19 protein-coding genes are annotated in these 16983 nt (G+C 53.3%); 2 read left to right on the plus strand and 17 right to left on the minus strand.

Annotated features, from left to right (window positions below; translation table 11 throughout):
* Nucleotides 1-60: 60 nt before the first annotated feature.
* The 4 genes from IPG22_10650 to IPG22_10665 all read right to left on the minus strand — a co-directional run bounded on the left by IPG22_10650 (nucleotide 61) and on the right by IPG22_10665 (nucleotide 3959).
* The gene (locus IPG22_10650; GenBank protein MBK6588741.1) at nucleotides 61-1026 is read right to left on the minus strand and encodes an OmpA family protein; all 966 of its coding nucleotides are present in this window, start codon (nucleotides 1024-1026) and stop codon (nucleotides 61-63) included.
* A gap of 261 nt (nucleotides 1027-1287) precedes the next feature.
* A complete protein-coding gene (sucB, locus tag IPG22_10655) occupies nucleotides 1288-3045 on the minus strand; it encodes a 2-oxoglutarate dehydrogenase, E2 component, dihydrolipoamide succinyltransferase (GenBank protein ID MBK6588742.1) in 1758 nt (585 codons plus the stop codon).
* 230 nt (nucleotides 3046-3275) lie between these two features.
* Complete coding sequence (locus tag IPG22_10660) at nucleotides 3276-3683, minus strand: hypothetical protein (protein MBK6588743.1); 408 nt, start codon at nucleotides 3681-3683, stop codon at nucleotides 3276-3278.
* Nucleotides 3684-3959, minus strand: coding sequence for a DUF4242 domain-containing protein (locus tag IPG22_10665; GenBank protein ID MBK6588744.1), 276 nt, complete (start codon nucleotides 3957-3959; stop codon nucleotides 3684-3686). It abuts the gene before it with no gap.
* Between the two features lie 173 nt (nucleotides 3960-4132).
* Between IPG22_10665 and IPG22_10670 the strand changes: the two genes are divergently transcribed.
* Nucleotides 4133-6304: a DPP IV N-terminal domain-containing protein gene (locus IPG22_10670; GenBank protein ID MBK6588745.1), complete on the plus strand. Its 2172-nt coding sequence runs from the start codon at nucleotides 4133-4135 to the stop codon at nucleotides 6302-6304.
* Nucleotides 6305-6418: 114 nt separating this feature from the next.
* Here IPG22_10670 and IPG22_10675 read toward each other — a convergent pair whose 3' ends face one another.
* The 12 genes from IPG22_10675 to serA all read right to left on the minus strand — a co-directional run bounded on the left by IPG22_10675 (nucleotide 6419) and on the right by serA (nucleotide 14753).
* Nucleotides 6419-6910: a hypothetical protein gene (locus tag IPG22_10675; protein MBK6588746.1), complete on the minus strand. Its 492-nt coding sequence runs from the start codon at nucleotides 6908-6910 to the stop codon at nucleotides 6419-6421.
* Nucleotides 6911-6940: 30 nt separating this feature from the next.
* Nucleotides 6941-7159, minus strand: a complete 219-nt coding sequence (locus tag IPG22_10680; GenBank protein ID MBK6588747.1) for a hypothetical protein — start codon at nucleotides 7157-7159, stop codon at nucleotides 6941-6943.
* The gene (locus IPG22_10685) at nucleotides 7143-7424 is read right to left on the minus strand and encodes a BrnT family toxin (GenBank protein MBK6588748.1); all 282 of its coding nucleotides are present in this window, start codon (nucleotides 7422-7424) and stop codon (nucleotides 7143-7145) included. Before IPG22_10685 ends, IPG22_10680 begins: the two co-directional genes overlap by 17 nt.
* Nucleotides 7417-7860, minus strand: coding sequence for a hypothetical protein (locus IPG22_10690; protein MBK6588749.1), 444 nt, complete (start codon nucleotides 7858-7860; stop codon nucleotides 7417-7419). The genes IPG22_10685 and IPG22_10690 overlap by 8 nt, the downstream gene beginning before the upstream one ends.
* Before the next feature lie 7 nt (nucleotides 7861-7867).
* A complete protein-coding gene (locus IPG22_10695) occupies nucleotides 7868-8386 on the minus strand; it encodes a YqhA family protein (GenBank protein MBK6588750.1) in 519 nt (172 codons plus the stop codon).
* Nucleotides 8383-9144, minus strand: coding sequence for a hypothetical protein (locus tag IPG22_10700; GenBank protein MBK6588751.1), 762 nt, complete (start codon nucleotides 9142-9144; stop codon nucleotides 8383-8385). Before IPG22_10700 ends, IPG22_10695 begins: the two co-directional genes overlap by 4 nt.
* Before the next feature lie 14 nt (nucleotides 9145-9158).
* On the minus strand, nucleotides 9159-9425 hold the full coding sequence (locus IPG22_10705; protein ID MBK6588752.1) for a hypothetical protein: 267 nt from the start codon (nucleotides 9423-9425) through the stop codon (nucleotides 9159-9161).
* On the minus strand, nucleotides 9422-10384 hold the full coding sequence (locus tag IPG22_10710) for a glycosyl hydrolase (GenBank protein MBK6588753.1): 963 nt from the start codon (nucleotides 10382-10384) through the stop codon (nucleotides 9422-9424). Before IPG22_10710 ends, IPG22_10705 begins: the two co-directional genes overlap by 4 nt.
* A gap of 278 nt (nucleotides 10385-10662) precedes the next feature.
* Nucleotides 10663-12426: a DUF1800 family protein gene (locus tag IPG22_10715; GenBank protein ID MBK6588754.1), complete on the minus strand. Its 1764-nt coding sequence runs from the start codon at nucleotides 12424-12426 to the stop codon at nucleotides 10663-10665.
* A gap of 78 nt (nucleotides 12427-12504) precedes the next feature.
* Nucleotides 12505-12951, minus strand: coding sequence for a hypothetical protein (locus IPG22_10720; protein MBK6588755.1), 447 nt, complete (start codon nucleotides 12949-12951; stop codon nucleotides 12505-12507).
* 191 nt (nucleotides 12952-13142) lie between these two features.
* Nucleotides 13143-13298: a hypothetical protein gene (locus IPG22_10725; GenBank protein ID MBK6588756.1), complete on the minus strand. Its 156-nt coding sequence runs from the start codon at nucleotides 13296-13298 to the stop codon at nucleotides 13143-13145.
* A 219-nt stretch (nucleotides 13299-13517) separates the two neighbouring features.
* Nucleotides 13518-14753, minus strand: coding sequence for a phosphoglycerate dehydrogenase (gene serA / locus IPG22_10730; GenBank protein MBK6588757.1), 1236 nt, complete (start codon nucleotides 14751-14753; stop codon nucleotides 13518-13520).
* Between the two features lie 124 nt (nucleotides 14754-14877).
* On the opposite strand from serA, the gene IPG22_10735 reads away from it, so the two are divergent.
* On the plus strand, nucleotides 14878-16230 hold the full coding sequence (locus IPG22_10735) for a Gfo/Idh/MocA family oxidoreductase (GenBank protein ID MBK6588758.1): 1353 nt from the start codon (nucleotides 14878-14880) through the stop codon (nucleotides 16228-16230).
* 10 nt (nucleotides 16231-16240) lie between these two features.
* Here the strand turns inward: IPG22_10735 and IPG22_10740 are convergent, their stop codons facing one another.
* On the minus strand, nucleotides 16241-16972 hold the full coding sequence (locus tag IPG22_10740; GenBank protein ID MBK6588759.1) for a hypothetical protein: 732 nt from the start codon (nucleotides 16970-16972) through the stop codon (nucleotides 16241-16243).
* Nucleotides 16973-16983 lie beyond the last annotated feature (11 nt).

A 16983-nucleotide genomic window follows, 5' to 3' on the forward strand; every position in this document is an offset into this window, starting at 1 on the left:
TAAGAGGACACCGAAGCGACAGATGTTTCCGTCGCTTCAGGTGCCCAATATTCGAACAAATTACTTTTCGTTGATATCGTTGCTCGATTTGACCTCGACGGTCTGGTTGAGGCCGCGGCTAACAAGAAGCTTAACCTCGACGCGGCGATTCTGCTCACGGCCTTCTTTGGACGTATTATCGGCGACTGCCTGAAGTTCGCCAAAACCATATGACGTGCTCATCCGGCGAAGCGGAATATTGTGGTTTTCGATCAAGTATTCCTTTACAGCCTGAGCACGGCGGTCGCTAAGAGCCTTGTTGGCCTTAGCACTGCCTTCGGCAGAGGCGAAACCGGTGACTTCGATCATGTAGCCTTTCATCGTCAGTGCAGCGGTGGCGAGCTGGTCAAGCGAAGATTTGCCTTCCGGTGAAAGCACGGCACTGTTGACCCTAAAGTTCACGGTCGCTGTTGACTGAACGATATAGTCGTCCATGTCGGTGATGCGTTTGTTTGTCGCATTCACTCCGGCAACTGCCGCATCAGCGGTGTCCTGAGCAGCTTTAGCTCCACCTTTGGCAGCATTTGAGATGGCCATCAGTTCATCGATCTGGCCGGAGACGCGTTCGGCGTTCTGCTCGGCAGCACTGAGACGTTCCTCGGCCGGGGTCACGCGTGAATCGATCGCCTGTGCCGTCTGAAGGGCTGTCTTGTCGAATCGAACCTTATTCACGGAAACCGATCCGGCGCTTTCGCCGATTCCTTCAATTTCCATCATCAAGCCGCGGACGAGAGCCGCAACCGGATATTTGTCGCCGCCAAAGAACCCGTTGTTCTTAATACTCGCGTTCGGTGCAATAACGACGCGGGTATCGACCCCGACCGAATCGCGGACAACAAAAGTATTCGTATCTTCCTTAGCTACAACAACGCCTTTGATCTTGTATTTCTGACCGGCAACTGCGTTTCTGACCTGTCCCGTCTGGGCAAAAGCCGAAACTACGCCAAGCGTTAACGCCAGGGCCAAAACTGATAATTTTTTATACATAACAACTGACTCCTCTAAGATAAACTTTGGTTGATGAGCTAACCTCATACTAGACGCTAGCCGAGAGGGCCGCGTTGTCTGTTAGATTACTAACCCAAGCGTCTAGTCACAGTATTAAAGTATACATAAAGCCCAAACAGGCATAAAGAATTTTCTTTAGCGGTATAAGAGCTTATTATGAAGCCCGTAAAACGGGAGTGAAAATGTAATTCGCGGCTGCAAGTAAAAACAGCCGCGAATCCAGAGATAATTTCGTAAAGATCAAATACTGAACGGGGCACTCTCAAGATAGCCCTTCATATAGGCTAGGAATTTCTCGGCATCAGCCCCATCAACCACCCGATGGTCGTACGTCAGGGCAAAGTATGCCATCTGGCGAATAGCGATATAATCGTCGCCGTCCGGTGTGGTCATTACCTTCGGTCGTTTTTCGATCGTGCCGACACAAAGGATCGCCACCTGCGGCTGATTGATGATCGGTGTGCCGAACAGGCCGCCGAAAACCCCGGGATTTGTTACGGTAAATGTTCCGCCCTGAACTTCGTCGGGCATCAGTTTTTTGGTTCGTGCACGATCGGCGAGGTCGTTCGCCGTGGTCGCAAGCTCGGCGAGCGAGAGAGTTCCCGCACGTTTTATGACCGGAACGATCAACCCCCAATCAAGCGCGACGGCCATACCGATGTTGATATCGCCCTTATAAACGATGTTGTCGCCGTCGATCTGCGAATTGACGATGCGGTGCTCGCGGATCGCGGCGGTTACAGCCTGAAAGATGAACGGCATGAACGTAAGTTTTGTGCCGTATTTTGCTGTGAACGCGTCCTGATTCGCCTTGCGGAACTTTGCGACATTAGTCATGTCGATCTCGTAAACGCTCGTCACGTGTGCCGACGTTTGTTTTGAGAACGTCATGTGTTCCGATATCTTTTTCCGCATCACCGACATCTTCTCGACGCGGTCGTCCATTGCGGTCACTATCGGCGGTGCAGTAAAGCTTGGCTTCGAAGCGGATGCCGTTGACGGAACAGCGACGGACGCGGCACCCTTCACAAGCAGATCCTGCGGGCGAAGCGCTGCACCGGTTTCGATGAACGACAGGATATCGTCCTTCGTGACACGGCCGCTGAGGCCGCTGCCGGGGATCCTGGTGATGTCGATGCCGTGTTCTTTTGCGATGTTACGAACGAGCGGGCTCGATTTTTGACGGCGAAGCTCGTCGAGCGAGCCAGAAACTTTGAGCGTCGAGACCGGAGCCGACGAAGCCGCAGCTGCGGCCGCCTGAACTGGCGGAGTAACCGGAGCAACCGGTGTTGGTTCGGGAGTCGGAACTGCAACCGGAGCAGCCGCAGGTGTACTGGCTACTGCCATCTGCCCACCGCCAACCAACGCTAAAACCGACCCGACCTCGACCGTTTCGCCTTCCTCAACATTGATCGCGAGAAGCTTACCAGCCGCTGGCGAGGGAACTTCGGCATCGACCTTATCTGTCGAGATCTCGAGCAGCGGCTCGTCTTTTTCTATTTCGTCACCGACCGCCTTCAGCCATTTTGAAACGGTACCCTCGGTGATCGATTCGCCCATCTGGGGCATTACGACCTCTGTTGAAGAAGTTGAAGTTGAAGTTGCAGGAGCAGCAGCAGGTTCAGGCTCGGGCATTTTTATCGCTTCGATCTCGGGCTGAGGTTCTGGAACTATTGGCTCCGGCGGAGCAACGGCTGCGGCGGCTTCTGCGACAGGCGCGGGCTGACTGCTGACCGCCGACTGCTCACTGCTCACGGCACCTTCCTCACCGATGACCGCTACCACAGTTCCGACCTCGACAGTTTCGCCTTCTGCGGTTCTGACTTCGAGCAGAACCCCGGCTCCGGGGCTCGGTACTTCTGCATCGACCTTATCGGTCGAGATCTCGAGGATCGGCTCGTCTTTTTCAACGCGTTCACCGACCTGTTTCAGCCATTTCGAAACGGTTCCCTCGGTTATCGATTCGCCCATCTGGGGCATTACGACTTCAATGCTCATAAATTCTCCGCTGACCGACACAAACGATAGGTCAACTTAAAAGAATACAAAAAATGTGAGATTAAGAGAAACAGACTGGAGCACCGGTGACTGGAGCGGCAAGCATCTCTGCTTGCCAGCGGTTGAAAACCGCTTATGCACCGAGATTGATAAAAGTTTGCGATAGTCGAACACCGAGGAAGCCTCGGTGTGGCAAGCAGGGATGCTTGCCGCTCCAGTCGCTTCGCCGCTTAGATCGACGCACGCCGTCTTATTTCACTAACAACATTCCCAGCATTGTTCAGAGTACTGGGAATGGTCAGTGTTTTTCCGCTTCCGAAACTAACCACACCGTTCTCGCTCACCTCCCTGATCTCATTCCATAGCACGATATTCTTCCGGTATCTAAAGCCATTTTCGTAAACCTCGACATTGGCTTTTCGCTGCATTACAAATGAGAACATCGTTATCAGATAAACGATCAGAAATGCCGTTGCCAGAAAGAAATACAGGATGTGCGGACGAATGTAGGCGGCAAAGATCATTGCCAGAAAGAACATGAAGGAGAGGACGGCGATAAAGACCGCGCGCTGGATGTAAGCGGGTGCGATGACGTGGGTCGCCGTTTGGCGGCCAAGTTCTATTTCTCTTTGGGCCATTTAGACTTCTGCTGTGGTCGGGTCGATGATCGCCTTGATCTCGGAGATCCGGTTGGCGGGAAAGCCGCCGCGCGTGGCGTGTTCGCGTATCATATCCTCATTCGGGGCGATGTACACACAATAGATCTTGTCGCCGGTCACATAGCTTTGGACCCATTGGATCTGCGGGCCGAGATCCTTCAAAACGCTGCACGATGTTTGCGAAACCGCCTGCAGAGCATCGGCTGTCGAATCGCCAACGCCCGGAATTTCTCTCTCGATCACATATTTCGGCATACTTTTTTCTCCCGACTGCGTAATACAACCCTAGAAACGTGAAATCAAAATAATATCAAATACGCGGCTTTTCTGTGACAAAAGCCGTGTGTGAGATAGAATATGTTTCAACTCACTACAGAACTGACAAATGAATTGTCGCAACCAAAAATTCAGGATCGGATAGAAACCCAATGAAAAGAATCTCGATAGTTACCTTTGCGTCTATTTTACTGGCATTCGCCTCGATGGCATTTGCCCAGCAGCCTTTGAGCTCGGCCGATTATGATCGCGCTTCCAAGATGCTGGCGTCGGGCACGGCTCCGTTCGTTGACCGTGCCGGCGTTCGGCCTACTTTTTTGCCGGACGGGCGCTTTTGGTACAGCGTTCTCACCGCTACGGGGCGGGAATTTGTGATGATCAACCCGGTTGACGGTTCACGTCAGACGGGCGCGACCGCGGCAGCTATCGGCGTCACCGCTCCAGCCGGACCGGCCGGCCCTGGCGGACGATTTGGCGGCGGCGGTCTGGTATCGACATCGCCGGACGGTAAGAAACAGGTTTATATCAAAGACTGGAATCTCTGGGTTAAAGACATCGCGTCGAGCAAGGAAACGCAGCTAACGACCGACGGTGTAAAGGATTTCGGCTACGCGACAGACAACGCCGGCTGGAGGCACAGCGACCGCCCGATCGTTCTGTGGTCGCCGGATTCGAAAAAGGTTGCAACCTTTCAGCAGGATCAGCGTCATGTCAGCGATATGTATCTCGCATCGACCGCAGTCGGAGCCGGAAAGCTCGAAGCCTGGAAATATCCGCTTCCGACCGACAAAGAGATCGCCAAGCTCCATCGCGTCGTGATCGATGTTGAGACTGGTAAGATGGTTCGATTCAAGATGGCGCCGGACGAGCATCGCGGCACTTTGGGCGACGATATTTCAACGGGCGATATGCGTTGGAGCAACGACGGAGCGACATTTGCATTTATCTCAAGCTCGCGTGACCACAAGGTAGCAAAACTGCGGGTCGCAAACGTCGCGACGGGCGACATTCGCGAAGTATTTGAGGAAGTCGTTAAAACACAGTACGAATCAGGCCAGGGCCGTGAGAACTGGGAATATTACCCAACAACCAACGAAGCGATCTGGTACTCGGAACGCGATGACTGGGGCCATTTATACCTCTACGACTTGACGACCGGCAAGGTAAAGAACCAGATCACGAAAGGCAATTTTGTCGTCACGGCGGTAGAGAAGATCGACCCAAAAGCGCGTGTCATATACTTCAACGCAAACGGCCGCGAAGCCGGACGTGATCCGTATTTCTCGCATTTCTACAAGATTAATTTTGACGGAACCGGCCTCCAGCTTTTGACTCCTGAAGACGGCAACCACCAGGTAACACTTTCGCCGGATGGCAAGTATATCGTCGACAACTATTCCAAACCCGATGTGCCCCCTGTCGCGGTTTTAAGAGATACGAACGGAAAAAAGATCGCTGATCTCGAAAAGGCCGACGTGTCGCGTCTGCGTGCCGCCGGTTGGAAGCCGGTCACGCCGATCACTGTCAAATCACGCGACGCGAGATGGGATCTCTACGGCTTGATGTTCACGCCGACAAATCTCGATCCCGCGAAAAAATATCCGGTCATCAACTACATCTATCCCGGCCCGCAGGGCGGCGGCGTGGGCGGACGTTCGTTCTCGGCTTCGCGCGGAGATCATCAAGCTCTCGCGGAACTCGGATTTGTGGTCGTGATCATCGACGGAACGTGTAACCCTGACCGTTCGAAATCGTTCCACGACGTCTGCTACGGCAACATGGCCGACAACACACTCGAAGATCAGATCTCAGGCATCAAGCAGCTCGCCGCGAAGTATCCGTACATGGACACGACCCGCGTCGGCGTGTGGGGCCATTCGGGCGGCGGTTTTGCGACCGCCGCGGCGATGTTCCGCCATCCGGAATTCTACAAGGTCGGCATCTCGGAATCGGGCAATCACGATAACCGCAACTACGAAGACGACTGGGGCGAACGCTACATCGGCCTTCTCTCGGGCGATAATTACAAAACGCAGGCAAATCAGGAATACGCTAAAAACCTGCAGGGCAAACTCCTGCTCGCCCACGGCAACATGGACGACAACGTCCCGCCGTACAACACGTATCTCGTGGTCGATGCTCTCGTCAAAGCCAACAAGGATTTTGACCTGATCATCTTCCCGAACGCCCGTCACGGCTACGGCGCCGACTCGAACTACATGATGCGCCGCCGCTGGGATTACTTCGTCAAAAACCTCCTCGGCGTCGATCCGCCAAAGGAATACAAGGTTGTGGCGAAACCAGATCCGAGAATGGCTCAGTAATTAAGTAGATTTTGTGGAATGGGATCAAAGCAGTTTCGAGAACTGCCTTGATCCCATTTGTTTTGCTTAAGCTATCGGTTAGAAGATCTCCTAAGATCTTTCGTGTGCATTACTTTAATTCTCGGAGTCTACTACTACAATAGTCTGGGTTAGGCTCCGTCCGCAGTCACCCATACCATCATCCACCCACGCTCTGATCGAGTAACGGCCAGGAGCAGAGCCATCAAGCCTCCAAATTACATTTCTGCCAACGCCCACGATGCTGCCGCCCGAAACGTCGTACATGTGAGTTAGTACATCGTTTTCGTGATCCGCCGCTTCGGTTGTTACTTCCACCGAGGTGTTTACTCCGGAGGAAAGATCGATGATGCCTCGATTCAGGATCAATCGATCTACGTTTGGGTATTGGTTAATTAGAATACAGGAATATTTGTACAGACCGAACAATTTCTTAACACTACGCTTAACTGAGCGAAAATAGGTTACTGCCCGTGAAGGTGGTCGATATTCGAAGCAGCTAGATCCGGTAGTCTTAGATAGAGAATAAACGGGAAGTGCGAACATTATCGCGATGTTGAGAAAAACAATTACGATTCTCCGTCTCATAGTCGGACTCCTGCGGAGGCGGACAAACAGTCAGTTGTGCTGCAGCTTTTCAGCTTGAGCGTTAATTACAGGTAACAAACCTCGCAGAGTTGCGTTTACTGACTCTGAGGTCGTAAAAACCTTGGCCACGTCAGGCTCAAGCCTGATCAAGCCTGCCGCGGCGACGAGATCAACATATTTCCCGCGAACACCATCGGAAAAGTCGTATTCGTCAAGCATTTCGTCATCTTCTTCATCTATTCCGTTCATAATTTCTTCGCTCCGCCGGTGTAGCTATTCTTGCCGAAATTATCCTAATCTTACCATTCCTGAAGGCATGAGAGACAACTATTTGCCTGCCTGCATTAGAATATCCGGTAATTAGAAATCGGTCTTCGATGTCAGAATGTTTCCGATCTGAGATCGTGATCGAGAGCGGATCGCCAAAAATCGACGTAGCCTCTTGAAAAGACACGCCGTGTTTTCTGAAATTGCTGCTCGCTTTATTAGGATCCCATTCAAATAAGTCACTCATTCTTCAACTCCTGCGTCTCATCCTCACCTGCATCAAATAGTACACTCACCGGCGTGTGTGCTGGCGGCAGGGCGGCTTCGTGGGTGGCGATGTCGCGGACGAGGCGGTCGACGGCTTCGCGGGCACGGTCGAAATCCTCGGGTTTTAGCTTGAGGATCAGTTTGCCGTCCTCATTCGGCAGGTTGACCATGGTGGCGAGGGATTTCGTGCGGATCTCGATCTTTGCACCCCGTTTGAACACTCCTTTCCTGAACTTAATGTCCATCACCTCGCCGATCGGAATGCGGCTTTCCTTTACGCCGTCTGAGATCAGGCCAAAGAGCTTGGTCTCAAACTCAAGCACGATCCCGGCGCCGGAAAATTTTGCCACCCCATTGACTTCAGAGAGTCCGTGAAATGTCTTAGCTTTGAATGGAACGCTCGTGAAGCTATGCATAATTATGCTATTTGATCTTAAGGTCTTCCGCCCGCGTCTCGTTTTCGGTTGATTCATTAGACCTGTCGGCTTCTTTGTGCCGGTCAGCGACGAAGTTGAATGCGGTCAATGCAAAGGACACGAGAGCGACGGCGATCCCGTAATACAGTGTTTCGAGTGAGCTGTCTGACTGCAAAAGCTTCTGCACGAACTTCACAGCCATGATCGGGATCAGCACTGAGCCGAATTTTGCTTTCAACTCGTCGAGGTTCTTAACGAGCATCCAATCCGGCACCTTTAGCCCGCCGATGAACAGTTCATAAAGGCTTACCGAAATAACAAGCAACGCGACCGCCACCAGAAAACTGTCGAGAGCCTCAAATAAAATATAGAGTGTCGGGCTGTTGGTCTCATAATGCAACACCGCGATCTGAACGACCTTGACCGTCTTTTCCGCGCCTACATAGATCGCAGCGAGCACGCCAACAAGCATCCCGAATATAGGAATGTATGAGAGATATCTAGCTCTTTCGACGATCCATTTCATAGTTGATCCTGTAAGTGGATCGAAGGCGTCCGTTGGCGGAGCCTTTCGACACGGCGTTCGACCCTCGCAGCAAATTCCACAGCCTCGCTGAAGGTCTTTCGAAGCTGAGCTTCGAGATCGTCGTTCTCTTTCAGGTCATAACGATCTTTATAACGGTAACCGAACTCTAGAATCGATTCGGTAAAATGAACCCACTGCTGTTGCCGATCCGCCCGATCCGCCAGCTCATCGGTGAGCTTCGGCCCACCCTCTTCATCAAGGGGCGTTGTTAAAAGCTCGGTCAGGAAGTCTTTGTCCTCCGCCCAAACCTTAAAATGCTCATTAAAAGTGGCATGGTGCAAAGGAATATTTCCACCCACGTTCTGCCACAGATTGGCCGTTTTCGGTATCACGCCAAATGCCGTTCCCAGCGGAGAGTTGAATGAAAGACGGCACAGGTTATAACGATAGAGCCGATGGGTCCACGAGTACTTTAGCTCCACGCTAAGCGATGAAAACACGACGTCACGACCGTCTATCGTACCCTTCATGGGCTTTACGCCAAAACTCCAGTCTTCACTACGTATCAGCCCAAGAGCCGTCGTAGCTTCTTCCCAGATCCTATCATTTGCCGCTCGCTTCTTCGTGCCAATTTTTACTGCATAATAAACGCCAATACCCAAAAGGGTAACGGCTCCGAGCCCCATAAAGATGCTAAATGTTGGGTCAGCGTACTTCTTTTCCGTGTACTGGAAAAAGTTGAGGATCAGGAAAACCATAAGCGACCTAATCCTTACTTCGTCTCAGGTTTGTTTTGCTGCAGCCAAATATATTTCGCTATGCCGAACAGGCTGATCAATAACCAGAAAAATTCAACAACGAACGCCGGGAAATTAAAGTTAAAGCAAAGCGAAATGATGATCAACGCCGCCCCGGCGGCATTTAGCAGCGAATAGAGCAATTGCTCGCTCCGCACCCGCTCGAGTTGGAGCAGAACGTAAGTGATGATGATGATCGCCGTTCCGAGCGTGCCGATGACGTCGTACCACGCGAAGCTCATTTCATCACCGCGACGAGCCCGCTGGCTCCGACGGCCCAAATGGCCTTCTTGCCTTTTGCCTGCACGGCGTTCCAATTTAGCTTGTCGATATTCGTCCAGGTTTTGCCGCCGTCAACGGACATGTCCGAGCCGCCCGAACCCACGGCAACGATGTGTTTGCTGTCAACGTAGGCGACTCCCGAGCGGTAGCCGAAAAGGCCCTTCGCGGCGGTCCAAGTCGTTCCGCCGTCGGTGGTGAAGGCAAGATTCGATCTATTCTCAGTAGGCTTTTCGTAGTTGCCGCCGACGATGACGCCGTTTTTGGTGTCCCACATGGCGATCGAGAAAATGCCGCTGCCTGAGGTGCCGGAGACGATCGGCGAATTTGCGACCGTCCACGTCACGCCGCGGTCAGTCGATTTGAAAACGCGGGCCGCGTCGCCGCCGGAGACGATGAAGGCGTTAGTTTTGCCATTCGCGATCAGGCAGGTTCCGCTCGCGGCAAAGGCGGCTTCACCATCGATCGTCGCGGCCATTTTGTTGCTCACGACCGGATCCCATTTTTCGCCGTCCTTGGTCGCGATCAGATAATAATGCCCGCCGACGGGGTCGCTCATGGCGAGGCAGTTGTTTTTGTCCCAACACGCGAGAGCGTCGAAGAACGTCTCTTTTTGCGTTCCGACGAACTGCTGTTTCCACGTCGCTCCACCGTCAACTGTTTTATATATACGTGAGCTGTCTCCATTGCCGATGCTGAGAATATAGGCAGTATTCTCGTCGAACGCCTCGATGTCGCGAAAATCGAGTTTCGCTGCATCAGGCACGGCTATCACTTTCCACGTCGCACCGCCGTCAACCGTTCGGATCACAGTTCCACCAGTCCCGCTCGCCCAAACGACCTTTTCGCTGACAACCGAAAGCCCGCGAAAGCTGGCCTTCGTCTCAACCGTCTGCCTGACCCACTGACCAAATGCCGTCATCGAAAGCGCGCAAACAGAGCACACAAATATAGCGATCTTCGCAATTTTCATGGGTTCGATTCTAACCGATAATCACTCGCACTGAAAGAGACACCGACTGAAGCGCGGGCTGGAGCGGCCGACTGGAGCGGCGGACTGGAGCGGCAAGCATCCCTGCTTGCCACATCGATGCTTCATCGGTGTAAAGCCCTGAGCCAGAATCAAATTGAGAAAGCCCGCGAACGTAACACTGCGGAAGCCGCAGTGTGGCAAGCAGGGATGCTCGCCGCTCCAGTCGGTTACTTCCTCTGAAACTCCGGCGCACCAAGAGCAAGGGCGACGAGCTGGCTATTCAGGGCTTTTTCTCGTGCGTCGGCGGGTTCGGGTTTTGCGGGGGCCGAGGTTTGGACCATGGTTGGCGGCGGCAGATCGACGGTTAGTTTTTCGATCGCGGCGAGGGTCTTGTCGGAGACTGTGCCGATGATCATCTGACGAGCGAAACCGGCCCGGGTTAATGGCGTTTTGTCGTGCGTTATCAGCTTGGCGGTATTTACCGTCGTGCCCTTGATCGTGTTCATCGCGAGGGCGGAGGCGAAATTGAACCGGGCGAGCAGGTCGTTGCTTGAGAGCCATTCGCTGCTTTTGTCGGGGTAGCCGTCTGGTGTCAGGCGGCCGTAAACGGGCTGGCCCATTTTGGTGATCCAGTCGAGCACGGGCCGCTGGCCGTCGGTCTCGGCATTTGTGATGCGGAGCGACGAGGCGACAAACTCGAACGGCGATTTCACCTTCGTCTGAAACGAGGCCGTGTTAAAAAACTGCGGCGAAGTGATAATGCTTCGCAGCGTCTCCCTGATCGAACCGTCGGTCGCGAGAAACGTTTTCGCCGCCCGGTCGATGACCACCGGCGAAGGGTTGTCACCAAGAAAACGGCGGGCTAACTTTGTCGAAATGAACTGCGCAGTCTTCGGATTTTTGGCAAGAATATCGAGGACGCGTTCGCCGTCACCGATGCCGCCGCCGGCCGGGATCTTGACGCCGAGCACGGTCTTTTCGCCATTGTCATGATTGCCGGGATTGTAAACAAACAGCCCTTCTTCGTTGGGTTTGCGAATGCTCCAGCCGGTGAAGCAGCGGGCGACTTCCTGTACGTCTTTCTGCGTGTAACCGCCATCGACGCCCATCGTGTGCAGCTCCAAAAGCTCGCGGGCGTAGTTCTCATTGATGCCGCCCGATTTGCGTGCCGGTTTGTCTTTGGTCGCGGGATATTCTTTCAAAAGGCTCGATTGCCAGTTGTCGAGGTAAAAAAGCATCGCGGGCGACTTCGCCGTCGCTCCCAACAGATCGCGAAACCTTCCAAACGAAAACGGCCGCACCACATCACGGTCAAACGAAGTCATCATCCACCGCGTCGCATCCTTATTCCCGTAAATGCTGAAATGGTTTTCCCAAAAATCCACCACCATCTCACCCAGTTGCCGCTCGCTATAAACCGCCCGCAAGAGCTTAGCCCGCTGCAATTCCGTGATCACCATCTGCGGATTCTTAGGCGTCGGCGTGGGGCTGGGTTTCACAGTCGGGGTCGGCGAAGGCTGCATTTCTGCCGCCTGCATTTCCATCGGCTTCACCATCTGTGGGACCGCCGACTGCCCACTGCCAACCGCCACCTGAGCCGGCGTCGGTGTTCCTGCCCCTGCCAACTGCCCACCGCCCACTGCCAACTGAACGGGCTTCGGCGGATTATACTGCTCCGCGAGAACAGGCGTAGAAAGATTCAAAGTCGGCAGCTTCTCAAGCCGTTTCATCAAAGCCGAATCATCGATCGAATCCGGGTCAAGCTGCTGCGCGATAAACGCCTCAACGCCCATCTTCCTCACCCGCTCCACATCCCCCGGCCGCGCCCCAAAAGTCAATCGCGACAAAACCTGCACCACCCGCTGATCCGCCGAAAGCGCAGTCCGGTCCACCGACGCAGCCAAAGCCGCGTCAGGCGCGATCACGAAACCAAAAACGATCAGTAGAGAAAGAAAAAAACGAAAGACACCGTCCGCCGATCTAAATCTCATTGCAAAATCCCCTTTTCAACAAATGTAGTTTGCGGCGGCAATAATGTAAAGGTTTTTCGGCCATGGCAGTTTTGATGGCTACGGCTTCCACCGTTTCTGAATTTCAGCCTCTGCGGCACGAAGGACCGTTTTGGAGCCTGGGAGATCGAGCAGCGTTAGATAATTAGGTGTCGGGTTGACCGTTATTTCAAACTCCTGACAGGAAATGATCTGAGAGTTGGAATGTTTGTACCAGGAACTGAGCGGCAAGTTGAGGGTATTCGTGAGTCTTAACACAAAATCGTCAATATTCGCCGAGATAGTTTCGTCATAAACCACAAGCGCAAATACCTTTTCGTCAAAAGTGCGCAGGTAGAACAGCGGACGATCTTTGCCACCCTTGGTTTCGACTCGCTTCTCGGATTCGAAATCCCGCGCTCCGACGGGCGTGCGGGAAGGCTTTTCGACAACTGGAAGCTTGACGAGCTCCGACACCGGCATTCTCAATCTGATGCCATGCACCACTGGAAGCTTTTCAACCGCCACATTGCATTGTGGGATGGACTGACCAAACGACAAACCCGCCAACAGGGAAATCAGCAAAAGAGTTTTCATGCGTGCATCGTAGCATGAAAATGCACGCAGTTATAAGAAAATCTGATGGTGTGACGACCGGACTGGAGCGGCGAGCATCCTTGCTTGCACACCTGGGCTTTGCCGGTGTTGAGCGTCGGCGATCAAACCAGGTCGAGAACGATCACGCGCATTACACTGCGGAGGCCGCAGCGTGGCAAGCAGGGATGCTCGCCGCTCCAGTCGGAGTTTGGCGCTCGGAGCGTAAGGCGGTTTTCAAACCCGACAAAGTGCTTTTTTGCAGGCATTTTTTCTTCCATTTAACGTTCGACCAATCTCGCAAAGTCCTTCGACCAATCTCGGCTTTTTGTCGTTGGTAGAGGTGATTTTCCTTTGACCAATCGGGTGGTTTTGGTTACAGACTGTCGTAAATACGGGCGTTTTGGGGAAAGTGTGAATCGATTCACACTTTTTGAGTGCGTTTGGGGACCGCGCATGTTTTTACAGAAAAATTCCGCCCCAGATTTTTTGGGTTTCGATCAGTAGATCATCCGCGTTTTGATCGTGCCGCCCACGTCCTTCAGGATCTCGAACGCATCCTTTGAAAGGGCCGAGTCGATATCGAGGATGACGTAGCCGATCGTCTCGTTGGTCTTGAGATACTGGCCGACGATGTTGATGCCGCGGGCTGAGAGTCGTGAGTTGATCTCGCCGAGGACGCCGGGGATGTTTTGGTGAATGTGCAGTATGCGGTGCGTTCCGGCCTGCGGCGGCAGGGAAACGGGCGGAACGGTGTGTGAGCCTTCGGAGGTGCCGAATTCGAGGTATTTGATGAGCTTTGCGGTCACGTCGAGGCCGATGTTTGCCTGGGCTTCCTCGGTCGAACCGCCGATATGCGGCGTGAGAATGACGTTGGGCAGATTCTGAAGAACCGTCTCAAATTTATCGCTGTTCTTTTCAGGTTCCTGCGGAAAAACATCGACCGCGGCTCCAACGATCACGCCTTCGTCGATCGCGGTTTTCAGAGCATCAAGGTCAACGACGTCTCCGCGGCTGTAATTGATCAGGATGCTGCCTTTCCGCATTTTATGGAGCGTTTCGGAATTGATCATATTCCGCGTGGTCGCATCCGACGGAACGTGTAGAGTAACGATATCGGACTGTTCAAGCAGGTCTGAGAGTTCACGGATCTGTTTTGCATTCCCGTGCGGCAGTTTGATGGCGATGTCGAAATAGACCACCTGCATCCCCATCGCCTCTGCCATTATCGAAACCTGCGAACCGATGTTACCGTAGCCGATGATCCCAAGTGTCTTGCCGCGAAGCTCGTAACTGCCTTTTGCTTCTTTCAGCCATTCACCGCGATGCGCGGCCGCGTTCTTATCCGCAATTTTGCGGATCAGCATCACGCAAAGGCCGATGACAAGCTCGGCGACGGACCGCGTATTAGAATAAGGAGCATTAAAGACCGCGACGCCCTTTTCCGTCGCCGCCTGCAGATCGATCTGATTGACGCCGATGCAGAAGGCTCCGATGGCAAGAAGTTTGTCCGCCGCGTCGATAACCGCTCTCGAGATATGCGTCTTAGACCGGATGCCGATCAGATGCACGCTTTTCACTGCCTCGATCAGCTCGGCCTCGCTCAAAGCCCCGCCAAGTCGCGTGATCTCATGGTAATTACCAGCCTCTAACTCAGCGACGGCAGCGTCAGAAATATTCTCGAGCAAAAGGATCTTGATCTTGTTACGCGGATAGGATGTGGCGGTGGCATTCATAAAAACCTAATTGTAACGGGAAACTGGTTTGAGGGGAAACAATTCCAGGTGTAATATTAAGGAGTTCTATCATCTTCATCAGGAAACTACAAAAATGAGCGAAAACAAACAAACTCGCCGCGAGATGCTGCGAAATACTGCGTTGGCGGGGCTGGGACTGAGCCTGTTTGGCGTTGAAACGAAGGCTGCGGCTGAGAATGAGACTGTGCTCAGCGAACTGATCGCAGGTTCGGCCCCGGTTGGGAAAACGATGATCGGCGTGCCGCTCGAAAAGCGCGATACGGTTCGGGTTGCGATGATCGGCACCGGACTTCGCGGACGCAGCATTCTGAGCGAATTCGTGAATATTCCGAATGTGAAGATCACGGCGGTTTGCGATGTGGTTCAGGAAAAGGCTGATAAAGCTAAGGCGATCCTTGAGAAAGCCGGCCAGCCCGCACCGGCAGTTTACGTCAAAGGCGATCTCGGCTACGAGGAATTGCTCAAACGCGACGACATCGATGTCGTCTATATCGCAACGCCCTGGGAATGGCACGTGCCGCAGGCCTTGGCGGCGATGAATGCGGGGAAACACGCGTGCAGTGAGGTTCCGGCGGGATACACGCTTAAGGATCTGTGGGCTCTCGTTGATACTTCAGAAAAGACCCGAAAGCACATGATGATGATGGAGAATTGCTGCTACGATTACGACGAGCTGCTGATCCTGAACATCGTCCGAGCCGGATTGCTCGGCGATATCGTGCACGGCGAAGGTGCGTACAATCACGACCTGCGGGAGATATTGTTTGAGACTCGTGATGAAGGTTTATGGCGCCGCAGGCATCACACTTTACGTGACAGCAATCTCTATCCCACCCACGGCCTCGGCCCGGTCGCGAATTACATGAACATCAATCGCGGCGACCGTTTTGACCACATGGTGGCGATGAACTCGGGAAGTCTGGGGCTGCAGGAATTTAGAAAAGAAAAGCTCGCGGCTGACGACCCGCGTCAAAAGGAAGTCTACAAATGCGGCGATTACAGCACAAACCTGATCAAAACCGCCAAAGGCCGGACGATCATGGTTCAGCACAACGTTTCGACACCGCGGCCGTACGACCGAATTAATCTGATCCAGGGAACCAACGGCGTGTTTCGCGATTACCCGTCGCGCATCTATATCGAAAAAGACAAAGGTGGCCACCAATGGCAGCCGATCGACGCCTACAAAGCCAAATACGAACACGACCTCTGGCGTTTCGAAGGCGAACAGGCCCGCAAACTCGGCGGCCACGGCGGCATGGATTATCTAATGTGCTGGCGTCTAGTCCAATGCTTCCGCGAAGGCCTCGTCCCCGACATGGACGTCTACGACGCCGCCGCGTGGTCGGCTCCCGGCCCTTTGAGCGAAATATCGGTCCAAAAAGGCTCGATGCCGATCAAGTTTCCGGATTTTACGAGAGGGAAATGGACGGAGGCGAGGATGTCTATACCGTAAAGAGCCAGACCTAACCTTTGATCAAGGCCTTCAAGAACGCCACGACAGTCGCTGAGCGGCCGAGCGGCTCGAGAAGACAAACAAAGAGGTTAACGCCAATTGCGATATAGGTCGCAGGGTGCCTTAGTGTGCCAAATTTCCACGCGGCGAGCACGATCATTCCGATTAGTAGACCTTGACCAATGTAGACGGGCGTCATTATGTTGACGTTTGGCCAGTCACTAAAGTTTATACCGATCCAAGCGAATTGTATCCCACGTGCTAACGCAGGCATCATTATCAAAAATACTGTCGAGATCAGCCACCACGAATGATTTTCGATCTCTTTGCGATGGATTATGCTCTTGATGACCGCATAGCCGAATGCTGTCATCATCACGATCTCGACCGCCGCGACTCCATAAAAGAACCAGGCTTGAAACGGGCCGAATCGCTCAGGATTGGCGATCGAATTCTGTGCTGACGCGAAATCGCGATACATCATGCTCAGTGCCGTCAGGCAGACGCCGCCGGCGACGAACATACCGATTATCCCAAGCGTTCTGTGTCTAACTATCTGGCCGTGGGTCGCATAGTACGGCTGAAGAATGAGAAAGAGATACCAGGCCGTTCCCGTCCAATAATGGACATGTACCGACCACGCATTCTCAGAGAAGTCGCCCCAATAGTCCATGAATATTCCTAGCTGCATGACGACCAGCGGGATGATCATCCATTTGTGAAGATTCTTGTATTTGTTCATGGCCGCTTCTG

This window comes from Acidobacteriota bacterium (assembly GCA_016703965.1).
Taxonomy (GTDB): domain Bacteria; phylum Acidobacteriota; class Blastocatellia; order Pyrinomonadales; family Pyrinomonadaceae; genus OLB17.